Annotated in this window: 12 protein-coding genes, 1 pseudogene and 1 riboswitch; of the genes and pseudogenes, 12 read left to right on the forward strand and 1 reads right to left on the reverse strand. The window is 44.5% G+C overall.

The window, feature by feature from the left end; all coding sequences use genetic code 11:
- Positions 1-74: 74 nt before the first annotated feature.
- Together DCC82_RS05400 and DCC82_RS05405 are read left to right on the forward strand one after the other, a co-directional pair.
- Positions 75-248, forward strand: a pseudogene (locus tag DCC82_RS05400) (metal-dependent hydrolase); the annotation flags it as partial.
- A 113-nt stretch (positions 249-361) separates the two neighbouring features.
- Entirely contained in the window at positions 362-1,570 is a 1,209-nt protein-coding gene (locus DCC82_RS05405) for an MFS transporter (protein ID WP_081188662.1), read from the forward strand.
- 52 nt (positions 1,571-1,622) lie between these two features.
- Here DCC82_RS05405 and DCC82_RS05410 read toward each other — a convergent pair whose 3' ends face one another.
- Positions 1,623-2,807 carry a class I SAM-dependent rRNA methyltransferase gene (locus DCC82_RS05410; protein WP_081188661.1) on the reverse strand — a complete coding sequence of 395 codons (1,185 nt, stop codon included), beginning with the start codon at positions 2,805-2,807 and terminating at the stop codon, positions 1,623-1,625.
- A gap of 156 nt (positions 2,808-2,963) precedes the next feature.
- Here DCC82_RS05410 and DCC82_RS05415 point away from each other — a divergent pair, with 156 nt between their 5' ends.
- From DCC82_RS05415 to DCC82_RS05460, 10 genes are all read left to right on the forward strand, one after another.
- A complete protein-coding gene (locus DCC82_RS05415) occupies positions 2,964-3,278 on the forward strand; it encodes a YbjQ family protein (RefSeq protein WP_062753956.1) in 315 nt (104 codons plus the stop codon).
- Between the two features lie 73 nt (positions 3,279-3,351).
- Positions 3,352-3,459, forward strand: a riboswitch (TPP riboswitch).
- 108 nt (positions 3,460-3,567) lie between these two features.
- Positions 3,568-4,263: a thiaminase II gene (gene tenA, locus DCC82_RS05420; protein ID WP_108430270.1), complete on the forward strand. Its 696-nt coding sequence runs from the start codon at positions 3,568-3,570 to the stop codon at positions 4,261-4,263.
- Positions 4,250-4,837: an ECF transporter S component gene (locus tag DCC82_RS05425; protein ID WP_108430271.1), complete on the forward strand. Its 588-nt coding sequence runs from the start codon at positions 4,250-4,252 to the stop codon at positions 4,835-4,837. Before tenA ends, DCC82_RS05425 begins: the two co-directional genes overlap by 14 nt.
- A gap of 20 nt (positions 4,838-4,857) precedes the next feature.
- Positions 4,858-6,309: an ABC transporter ATP-binding protein gene (locus DCC82_RS05430; protein ID WP_081188657.1), complete on the forward strand. Its 1,452-nt coding sequence runs from the start codon at positions 4,858-4,860 to the stop codon at positions 6,307-6,309.
- Between the two features lie 13 nt (positions 6,310-6,322).
- Positions 6,323-7,105: an energy-coupling factor transporter transmembrane component T family protein gene (locus DCC82_RS05435; RefSeq protein WP_108430272.1), complete on the forward strand. Its 783-nt coding sequence runs from the start codon at positions 6,323-6,325 to the stop codon at positions 7,103-7,105.
- 16 nt (positions 7,106-7,121) lie between these two features.
- Entirely contained in the window at positions 7,122-7,730 is a 609-nt protein-coding gene (gene tenI / locus DCC82_RS05440; RefSeq protein WP_108430273.1) for a thiazole tautomerase TenI, read from the forward strand.
- A complete protein-coding gene (locus DCC82_RS05445) occupies positions 7,731-8,177 on the forward strand; it encodes an FAD-dependent oxidoreductase (protein WP_233252932.1) in 447 nt (148 codons plus the stop codon).
- Positions 8,177-8,380: a sulfur carrier protein ThiS gene (gene thiS, locus DCC82_RS05450; protein WP_012749311.1), complete on the forward strand. Its 204-nt coding sequence runs from the start codon at positions 8,177-8,179 to the stop codon at positions 8,378-8,380. The genes DCC82_RS05445 and thiS overlap by 1 nt, the downstream gene beginning before the upstream one ends.
- Before the next feature lies 1 nt (position 8,381).
- Positions 8,382-9,149, forward strand: coding sequence for a thiazole synthase (locus DCC82_RS05455; RefSeq protein ID WP_062679187.1), 768 nt, complete (start codon positions 8,382-8,384; stop codon positions 9,147-9,149).
- Complete coding sequence (locus DCC82_RS05460; protein ID WP_097354168.1) at positions 9,146-10,171, forward strand: thiazole biosynthesis adenylyltransferase ThiF; 1,026 nt, start codon at positions 9,146-9,148, stop codon at positions 10,169-10,171. The genes DCC82_RS05455 and DCC82_RS05460 overlap by 4 nt, the downstream gene beginning before the upstream one ends.
- Positions 10,172-10,392 lie beyond the last annotated feature (221 nt).

Genomic DNA, 10,392 nt, shown 5'->3' on the forward strand with positions numbered 1-10,392 from the left:
GTCAACCAGCCGAACGCGGCAGCCAATTAGGCTAGCTGCAAGCCCACGGCTTTAGCCGTTGGGTAGTTGACGAGCGGTGGGCGCATCTGCTAGAGTCGATGAGCAGCGATGATTTTCAGCGGAATTTTTATCATGAAGGTACAAAAGAGAACGTCCCTTTATATGTGTTAATCGCCATGCACGCATGGCACGGCAAGCATCATACGGCGCAAATTGCTTCGTTGCGACAACGCAAAGGATGGAACTAAAAGCTGCCTAGACGGGCAGCTTTTTTATCTCATTATAAATTTCCAATAAGCTTTTTACATAAAAAATTTATCTATTTATGTTACACTAAACTGTATTGAGTGTTCGGTTTAAAATGAATGATTGGAGGGAGTTTGCGGTGGGGGAACCACAAAGTCAAAACATCATAGATGCGACGAAGGAAAAAATTTGGACAAAAGATTTTATACTTATTTGTTTAGCTAATTTTTTTGTTTTTCTTGGATTTCAAATGACATTGCCGACGATTCCGCTGTTTGTCGAGCATCTTGGCGGCAATGACCAGTTGATCGGTTTAGTGGTCGGGATTTTCACATTTGCGGCATTAATGGTGCGGCCGTTTGCCGGGCATGCGTTAGAAACAAAGGGGCGGCGTTTTGTATTTTTGCTAGGGCTTGCGATCTTTGTCCTTTCGGTCGGATCGTACAGCTTTATTGCGAGCATTTTTTTGTTGTTTATGATGAGGGTCATTCAAGGCATTGGGTGGGGGTTTTCGACTACTGCCTCCGGAACGATTGCCACGGACATTATCCCTGCCAGCCGGAGAGGCGAAGGAATGGGGTATTATGGACTATCAGGGAATTTAGCACTTGCTTTTGGGCCATCTATGGGGTTATTGCTCGCCGGAATGTTGTCATTCCGCCATCTTTTTTTGATTTGTGCCGTTTTAGGTTTGGCGTCACTATTGTTTGCTTCGAATATTACATATAAAAAAATCGGACAGCCGCAAGCGCAAGCGCGTAATAAGTGGGATATTTATGAAAAAAGCGCGCTAGAGCCTTCAATTTTGCTATTTTTCCTTACGGTGACATTTGGAGGAATTGCCTCATTTCTGCCACTATATACTGCACAAAAAGGAATTTCAGGAATTCAATGGTATTTCTTGCTATATGCGCTTGCGTTAATGGTAACAAGAACGTTTGCCGGCCGGTTGTATGATAGAAAAGGCCATCAGGCGGTGTTTATACCAGGTGCTGCACTGATTTTCATTGCAATGTTATTGTTGGCTTGGCTGCCAAGCAATGCGATTTTGTTTATCGCAGCGATTCTTTACGGGCTAGGGTTTGGAACGGTGCAGCCAGCACTGCAAGCATGGTCTGTGGAAAAAGCGGCAAAAAACCGAAAAGGAATGGCAAATGCGACCTTTTTCGCCTTTTTCGATTTAGGGGTCGGAGTAGGAGCGATGGTTTTTGGGCAAATTGGCCATTGGTTCGGTTACTCTAGCATTTATATAACTGCCGCACTATCCGTGTTGATTTCTATTAGCTTTTACTTATATATTTTGCATAAACAAAAAAACGCTTAGGACTGTATGACAGTCCTAAGCGTTTTTTTGTTTAGAAAATGGAACCATTTAGCTATCTGCGCGAATGCACTTCATAAATGGCAAATTTTAAATAGTCGCCTTCATCGGCAGCAAGCAGCTTTGGATGATCGTAGCCGGCGCCGCTCCAGTACACTTGCCGCAAAATTTTCTTCGCATCAAACGCCGCTTCTTCGATCATCGCTTGGAACAAATCAGCGTGAACATGGTACGAACAGCTCGCTGTGACGAAAAAGCCGCCATCTTTGACAAGCTTTAAGCCGTTTAAGTTAATGTCTTTATAGCCGCGCAGCGCTTTCGGAACGGCTTGAGCTGATTTCGCAAACGCTGGCGGGTCAATGATGACAACGCCCCATTTCTTTCCATCGCGAACCGCTTCGCGCAAATAATCGAATGCATTGGCGACGACAAAATCGACGTTGGTAAAGCCATTGAGTGCGGCGTTGCGTTTTGCTGTTTCAATGGCGTGTTCGGAAATATCGACCGCAGTGACGTGTTTCGCACCATATAAGCACGCATTGAGCATAAACGAGCCGGTATGGGTAAAACAGTCGAGCACTGTTGTATCGCTGTTAATGAGCGGTTTAATCGCCGCTCGGTTTTGTCTTTGGTCGAAGAAAAATCCCGTCTTTTGCCCGTTTTCAATGTCGACGATATATTTGACGCCGTTTTCTTCAATCAGCACTTCCGTTTCCGACTGGCCATACCAAAAGCCTTTTTCTTGCTCTAGCCCTTCTAGCTCGCGGACATACACGTCATTGCGCAAATAAATCGCTTTTGGCTTAAATACTTCAAGCAAACCGCGCAAAATCCAGTCTTTCCGTTTTTCCATCCCGAGGGAAAGAATTTGAACGACAAGCACGTCTTCGTATTTATCGACGATCAGCCCCGGTAAAAAGTCAGCTTCACCGTAAATAGCGCGGCATGAGCGAACGCCGGGAATCATTCGCTCACGATACTCCCATGCTTTGCGGATTCGGTCGACAAAAAATTGTTCATTTAGCTCTTCATCAGGATTTTGCGTCAAAACGCGCACAATGATTTGCGATTTCGGGTTAATATAGCCCTTTGCCAAAAAGTAGCGTTGATGATTATATACGTCCACAAAATCGCCTGGTTCAAAGTCTCCTTCAATATAATCGACTTCGCTTTGGAAAATCCATGGATGTCCTTGTTCCAGACGTTTTTTTCGCTTTCGTTTTAAAAATACGTTTGCCACGTTCTCCACTCCATTATGATATAGTCGTTTGCTTTTTCTATGATACAGAATTGCGGACAAAGACGCAACGCAGGCAAGTTTGTCGACATTTGGCAGGACTATTTTCTTCTAAACAGAATAACGATAAGCATAGATGAAAAGAAAAGAGGGATTGTGATGATTATCGCAACGACGGACTATGTACCAGGAAAACAAATAAAAGAGTATATCGGATTTGTACAAGGAAATACGGTACAGTCAAAACATATCGGCAAAGACATTATGGCTGGTCTGAAAACGATTGTCGGCGGAGAAATCAAGGCGTATACCGAAATGATGGACGAAGCGAGAAAAATTGCGATTGAACGCATGATAAACGAGGCGAAACGCCAAGGAGCAAATGCGGTAATCGGCGTAAGAGTCGCTACAGCGGCAATTATGGCGAATACGTCGGAAATCTTGGCATACGGTACAGCAGTCATCGTGGAATAGTAAAAAAAGGGTTGACAATGATATTTACCGTGATATGATAAATTCAAACAAGGGAAAATTTTTTATATTGGACGCAATCCACTAGGGGGGCCTTTAGAAAGGCTGAGATCAAAGTGTGCCTTTGAGACCCTTAGAACCTGATCTGGGTAATACCAGCGTAGGGAAGTGGAGTGGCGCAGTCGTGGGTTTTTCTGTGTTTTTTCGACGACTATGTGTGCAACACCACTTTCTTTACGCATCGTAAAGGAAGTGGTGTTTATTTTTTATAAAAAGAGGGGGAGAGATAAAGATGTCATTTGCGATGGAATTGCGGAAAAAGGCCGATCCGATCTGGCAGGCAAGCTTTCGCCATCCTTTTGTGAGAGAGTTAGGGGAAGGAACGCTAGACCTTACTCGTTTCCGCTATTATGTGATGCAAGATGAGTATTATTTGCACCATTTTGCGAGAGTTCAAGCAATTGGAGCGGCGAAGTCTCCAGATTTGAAGACAACCGCGCGCATGGCGTATCACGCCCAAAGCACATGTGAAGCGGAATTATCTTTGCATGAAACGTTTGCCGAGCTGCTTGGGATCACGGAAGAAGAAAAAGCGTCATTTATTCCGGCGCCGACCGCATACGCGTATACGTCGCATATGTACCGGGCTGCGTATGAAGGGCATTTAGGTGATGTGATTGCGGCGATTTTGCCGTGCTACTGGCTTTATTATGAGATTGGCGAGAGACTAAAAGACTGCAAGCCAAAAGAGCCAATCTATCAGAAATGGATTGGAACATATAGCTCCGAATGGTTTCGCAGCTTAGTAGAAGAACAAATCGCCCGTTTGGATGCGATTGCGGAAGCAGTCACCGAATCCGATCGCAAACGGATGGAACAGCATTTTCTTATTAGCAGTGAATATGAATACGAATTTTGGGAGATGGCATATCGCTTAGAAACATGGCCATCAGCAAGAAAGGAGATCAAAGAACATGTCAACAACTAAAGGATTGAAGCTCGTTGATATTTTAACGACAATCGTGATTTCTGTCGTTTTTGGGATCATTTATAAAATTTGGGGACCTTTCTACTACTTTGTTAAGCCATTTGGGTTTCATGTTGATCAATTGATTTACGGCATGTGGTTTATCGCCGCATCGGTGGCATATTTGCTGATCCGCAAGCCAGGTGTTGCGCTGTTAGCGGAAATTGCTGCTTCTTCTGGAGAATTTATTATGGGCTCAGAGTGGGGGCTAGAGGTGCTTATTTACGGAGTCGTTCAAGGACTTTTGGCGGAAGTGGTGTTTGCCGCGTTCCGTTATAAACGGTTTGACGCATTGGTCGTGTCGTTAGGGGCGATTGGTGCGACGATTGGCTCGCTTGTGATGGATTTTTATAAAGGGTATATTGAATCGCTGGCTCCTTGGAACTTGGCATTATTCCTTATTGCCCGCTTTATTGGCGCAGTGGTGATTGCCGGTGTTTTTGCCATTTCTTTAGTAAAAACGTTAGAAAAAACTGGTGTGACGCAAATGTTGCGCCCGGCTTCGAAAGAAGATTACGATGCGCTTGATCGTTAAAAAAGGTGGCGTGTGAACCGATGAAACCGATAGCATCTGTTGAACGGCTACGCTTGAAATTTCCTGGAAAAGATACATTGTTATTTAAAGATTTATCGATCACGTTTTACGAAGGAGAAAAAGTGTTGTTGCTCGGTCCATCCGGATGCGGAAAATCAACATTGTTGCAAGTGCTGTCGGGCTTGATTCCGCATTCGATCGATATTCCGATGAAAGCAGAGCGAGTGCAGCTTCCCGATAATTGGGGCTACGTCTTCCAAGATCCCGATTCGCAATTTTGCATGCCGTTTGTCGATGAAGAAATCGCCTTTGCGCTCGAAAATATCGGTGTGCCGCGCGAAGAGATGAAAGAGCGGATCGAGAAGCTGCTAGAGACAGTTGGTCTTTTTGTAGAGCCGCATACCGATATTCATACACTATCGGGAGGAATGAAGCAACGGCTCGCCCTTGCTTCCGTATTGGCGTTAGATCCAGATGTACTGTTTTTGGATGAACCAACGGCAATGATTGATGAAGAAGGAACGGAAGCGATTTGGCGGACGGTGAAACAAATTGCCCATGATAAAACGGTCATCATTGTCGAACATAAAATCGATCATATACTCGATTTTGTCGATCGGATTATTTTATTTAATGATAACGGCGAGATCATTGCTGATGATAAAGCGCAAACGGTGTTTTCCGATTACAAAGATATCATTGCTTCACAAGGAATTTGGTATCCCGGTGTATGGGATGAATATATAGCGAAGCGGCAACGCCAGCGAGTGAATGTTCGCCAAGAGGAAATTATCCGCCTTCGCGAGTTCCAAGGCTATCGCCTGCGCGATGTCAAAATACGCGTGGAAGAAGCGACCGTATGCGCAGGAGAATGGATTGCCATTACCGGCAAAAACGGCGCTGGGAAAAGTACGCTCTTGCACGCGCTGATGAAGCTCATTCGCACAGACGGGACGTATGAGTTATACGGAAAAGACAGCAAGCAGTTAAAACAGCTTCATCGTTTGATTGCATTTGTCTTCCAAAATCCGGAATTTCAGTTTGTTACTAATTCTGTACGAGAGGAGATTGCTTATTCGCTTCGTTTAGAAAAACGAGAAGAAGCGGAAATTACGGAAACGGTCGAACAATTTCTGCAGAGATTCCACCTTCGAAAACAGCAAAATCAGCATCCATACCAACTTTCCATGGGACAAAAGCGTCGTTTAAGTGTGGCTGCATCGATCGTAAGCGGACAGCAAATTTTCCTGCTCGATGAACCAACGTTTGGGCAAGATGCAAAAAATACGTTTGCGCTGCTTGAGTTATTGGAATCGTATCGCGAGCAAGGAGCAACGATTATGATGGTCACCCATGATGAGAACATTGTCAAATATTTTGCCACAAGAAGATGGGTGATTGAAGACGGGCAGCTGGTGAAAGATGAACGGATTTCTCCTCATCCATCCAAAGCGGCTGTGCTGTCCGTGTAGGGAGGTATAGATGATGAAATGGAACATTCATTATCGAGAAACATGGCTGCATCATACGAATCCGAGCTTAAAACTTATGGTGCTCATTTTGTTGTTTATCGTTGTTTTATTCGTACACAACCCAAATGTTTTAATCAATTTTTCGTTCGGTCTTCTCTTGTTATTTATACTGTATACCGGCTATCCATGGAAGTTTTTGCTGCTATTGTTTTTGCCGTTTTTTCTTGTATTTGTGTCGACCGCGTCATCGATGATTTTGTTTGGTGAAGGTTCGACGACATGGTTTCGCTGGGGGCTTATCCATGTGACGGAAGAAAGCTTTTTGCGCGGAATGCATCTTGGATTTCGAGCGCTTTCGTTCGCGCTCCTTGGGCTTTTGTTTTCCCTAACGACAAGACCGGTTCGTTTGTTTTATTCGCTGATGCAGCAGTTAAAATTAAAGCCAAAATACGCTTACAGCTTTTTAGCAGGCGTTCGCTTAATTCCGATTATGATCGAGGAATTTCAAACTGTAAGAAACGCGTTAAAAGTACGAGGGGTTGTCCATAACGGATTGTTCGAAAAAATGAAGCGGTATGCGATTCCGCTTTTATCACAAAGCATCCGCCGTGCCCAGCGCATCGCTGTTGCGATGGAAGCAAAGCGTTTTTCCAACAGCGCAGAGCGAACGTTTTATTATGAAATCGGGTTTAGCAAATATGATATTGTGCTTGTTGCTGTTTTTATCATAGTGACGGCAGCGGCTTATTACGCCGGGATTTATTATCCGTACATTCCGGTGGAAGATGTGCGGTAGAAAGCAAGGGATCAGAATGGAAAGACAACTTCATATCATTTCAACAGGAAAACAGTCTTTAGACCAGTTCGTTGCGATTTGTGCCCGCGTTCATCCATATGTAGACGCGATTCATGTGCGGGAAAAAATGAAAACAGCAAGGGAAATTTCCGAGTTTCTCGCAGCATTACTCAAGCGAGGAGTACCGCCTGGAAAAATCGTCGTCAATGATCGCGTCGATGTGGCAGTGGTTTTCGGGGTAAAAGGAGTCCAGCTTGCGTACCATAGTTTGTCTGTGCGGAAAGTAAAACATCATTTTCCTTCGTTGTCTATCGGTTGTTCGGTTCATTCGATCGCGGAAGCGATGGAAGCGGAAGAAAGCGGTGCTGACTATTGTTTATACGGTCACATTTTCTCGACGGCGAGCAAATTAGGAGTGCCGCCGCGCGGAATAGAATCATTGCGAAGTGTCGCCAATCACGTGAATATTCCTGTTATCGCGATCGGCGGCATCCATTCCAATAATGCGGAACAAGTACTGAAAGCTGGTGCGCACGGGATTGCCGTTATGTCAGCAGTATTTTTTGCTGAAGATCCTGTCAGCGAAGCAAAGAAACTCGCAAAAATTGTGAAGAAAATGGTATGAATGTGGAGGAAATCGTTAGGAAAAACAGAAAAACCGTTAATTCAAGCGACCGTATTTGCGAAAAACGGTTGTTATATCGTTCCAAAACGAGGAAATCGCCTATTGATAGGGGCAACTTCGACACCGCACACATTTGACCGAAAAGTATCGATTCATGGAATCATGAATTTGCTTGAACGTGCGCATCATCTTCTTCCAGAAATGAAAAATGCGGAATGGGAAAAAGCGTGGAGCGGCATCCGCCCGCAAACGAGCGATGGCTTGCCATACATAGGGGAGCATCCGTGCTATCCGAATGTATGGATCGCGACAGGTCATTACCGAAACGGAATTTTGTTAAGTCCGATCACCGGCGTATTATTAGCCGATCTCATTGAAGGAAAAGGAAGCGAGGTCGACCTTGCTCCGTTTTCACTTACAAGACATCAAGCAAAGGTGGGGAAGTGATGGAACTCATTATTAACGGCGAATCGATTCATGTTCCAGATGAAGTGAAAACAGTTAGCGACTTGCTTGCCCATTTTCAGTTAAACAATAAAATTGCGATTGTCGAAGTAAATTTAACGATTATCCCAAAACAGCAATATGAAACAACAACATTATGTAATGGCGATAAAGTAGAAATCGTTCATTTTGTAGGAGGCGGTTGATATGTTAAAAATCGGGCCATATGAGTTTCAATCAAGATTGTTGCTAGGAACAGGAAAATATCCAGACTTGGAAGTACAAAAGCAAGCAGTGGAAGTGTCAGGTGCGGAAATTTTAACGTTTGCTGTTCGACGCATGAACATTTTTGAACCAAACCAGCCTAATTTTTTGGAAAATTTAGATCTTGCAAAATATAAACTTCTTCCAAATACAGCGGGGGCGAAAACGGCGGAGGAAGCAGTGCGAATCGCTCGGCTCGCCAAAGCATCGGGATTATGTGATATGATAAAAGTAGAAGTGATCGGCTGTGAGAAAACATTGCTTCCAGACCCAGTGGAGACGTTAAAGGCAACAGAGATATTGTTGGAAGAAGGATTTATCGTTCTTCCATATACTTCTGATGATGTTGTGCTCGCAAAACGTCTGCAAGAGCTTGGCTGTCATGCGGTTATGCCGGGGGCTTCGCCGATCGGTTCCGGACAAGGCATTGTCAATCCGTTAAACTTAAGCTTAATTATTGAACAGGCAACTGTCCCGGTGATTGTTGATGCTGGAATTGGCAGCCCGGCGGACGCGGCGTTTGCAATGGAGCTAGGTGCTGATGGTGTGTTGTTAAACACTGCTGTTTCTGGTGCAGCCGATCCGGTTAAAATGGCAAAAGCGATGAAACTTGCTGTGGAAGCCGGACGTCTTGGTTATGAGGCAGGCAGAATTCCAAAAAAACGGTACGCAACAGCAAGCAGTCCAATGGAAGGAATGAGTGTCGTTTGATTGAACGGTATTCTCGACAAGAGTTATTTGCGCCAATTGGCGCAGAAGGACAAAAAAAGATCATGCGGAAACATGTGCTTATTATTGGTGCGGGGGCGTTAGGAACAGGAAATGCAGAGGCGCTTGTGCGGGCAGGCGTTGGCAAAGTCACCATCGTTGACCGCGATTATGTCGAATGGAGCAATTTGCAACGTCAGCAATTATATAGCGAAGTGGACGCAAAAGAACGTATTCCAAAAGCAATTGCTGCAAAGCGGCGGCTTGAAGAGGTAAATTCTGATGTCGCAATTGATGCCATCGTCGGCGATGTAACGGCACAAGAGCTTGAAGAGCTTATTGCAGAGCGAAAGCCCGACCTTTTGATTGATGCGACAGATAATTTTGATATACGTATGATTATTAACGATGCTGCGTATAAATATCGCATCCCGTGGATTCACGGCGCGTGTGTCGGAAGCTATGGCATTAGTTACGCGTTTATCCCAGGGAAGACCCCATGTTTTCACTGTCTGCTCGAAACGGTGCCAGTAGGCGGTTTGACATGTGATACAGCAGGAATTATCAGCCCTGCTGTGCAAATGGTCGTCGCCTATCAAGTAACGGAAGCATTAAAAATTCTTGTTGAAGATTGGGCGGCGCTGCGCAATAAACTTGTGTCGTTTGATTTATGGAAAAATCAGCATACGGCGATTCGCATTGATCAAGTGAAAAAAGAAGATTGCCCTACTTGCGGCACTCATCCATCGTATCCGTACCTTTCTTATGATCAACAGACAAAAACAGCGGTATTATGCGGACGAAATTCCGTACAAATTCGCCCGGCTGCGCCTCGAAACTACAACTTGCAAGAGCTGGCTGAATTATTTGTCAAACAAGGATTGCCCGTAGATGTCAACCCGTATCTTGTCTCTGTATCGCTTGGAGAGCGACGGCTTGTTGTCTTTCAAGACGGACGCGCGCTCATTCATGGGACAAAGGATATTCAAGAGGCAAAAACGATTTATTATCGCTATTTAGGCTAGGAGCTTCTATTATGAGAAGCTCTCTTTTTGTGTTTGTAGCTTTGCCAAAAGGATTGTCGATTAGCCTTTTTTATAATAGAGTAATAAGTATTACCTTTCTCACGAGAACATCCGCCGGAAGCCCACTGCTTTAGCTGTGGAAGGAAGGTGGGGTTTATATTTTCAATATATATTGAATTTTTCGTTCAATATAAGTACACTGGATTTAGAAAGGTAGGTGA

The sequence above is a fragment of the Geobacillus sp. LYN3 genome (genome assembly GCF_003064505.1).
Classification (GTDB): Bacteria; Bacillota; Bacilli; order Bacillales; family Anoxybacillaceae; genus Parageobacillus_B; species Parageobacillus_B toebii.

Excerpts from the sequence above, each read along its gene's own strand:
- DCC82_RS05425 (WP_108430271.1), top strand. The coding sequence starts at position 4,250 with ATGTCAACAACTAAAGGATTGAAGCTCGTTGATATTTTAACGACAATC.
- DCC82_RS05445 (WP_233252932.1), top strand. The coding sequence starts at position 7,731 with ATGTGGAGGAAATCGTTAGGAAAAACAGAAAAACCGTTAATTCAAGCG.
- thiS (WP_012749311.1), top strand. The coding sequence starts at position 8,177 with ATGGAACTCATTATTAACGGCGAATCGATTCATGTTCCAGATGAAGTG.
- DCC82_RS05415 (WP_062753956.1), top strand. The coding sequence starts at position 2,964 with ATGATTATCGCAACGACGGACTATGTACCAGGAAAACAAATAAAAGAG.
- tenI (WP_108430273.1), top strand. The coding sequence starts at position 7,122 with ATGGAAAGACAACTTCATATCATTTCAACAGGAAAACAGTCTTTAGAC.
- DCC82_RS05435 (WP_108430272.1), top strand. The coding sequence starts at position 6,323 with ATGAAATGGAACATTCATTATCGAGAAACATGGCTGCATCATACGAAT.
- DCC82_RS05405 (WP_081188662.1), top strand. The coding sequence starts at position 362 with ATGAATGATTGGAGGGAGTTTGCGGTGGGGGAACCACAAAGTCAAAAC.
- DCC82_RS05430 (WP_081188657.1), top strand. The coding sequence starts at position 4,858 with ATGAAACCGATAGCATCTGTTGAACGGCTACGCTTGAAATTTCCTGGA.
- DCC82_RS05455 (WP_062679187.1), top strand. The coding sequence starts at position 8,382 with ATGTTAAAAATCGGGCCATATGAGTTTCAATCAAGATTGTTGCTAGGA.
- tenA (WP_108430270.1), top strand. The coding sequence starts at position 3,568 with ATGTCATTTGCGATGGAATTGCGGAAAAAGGCCGATCCGATCTGGCAG.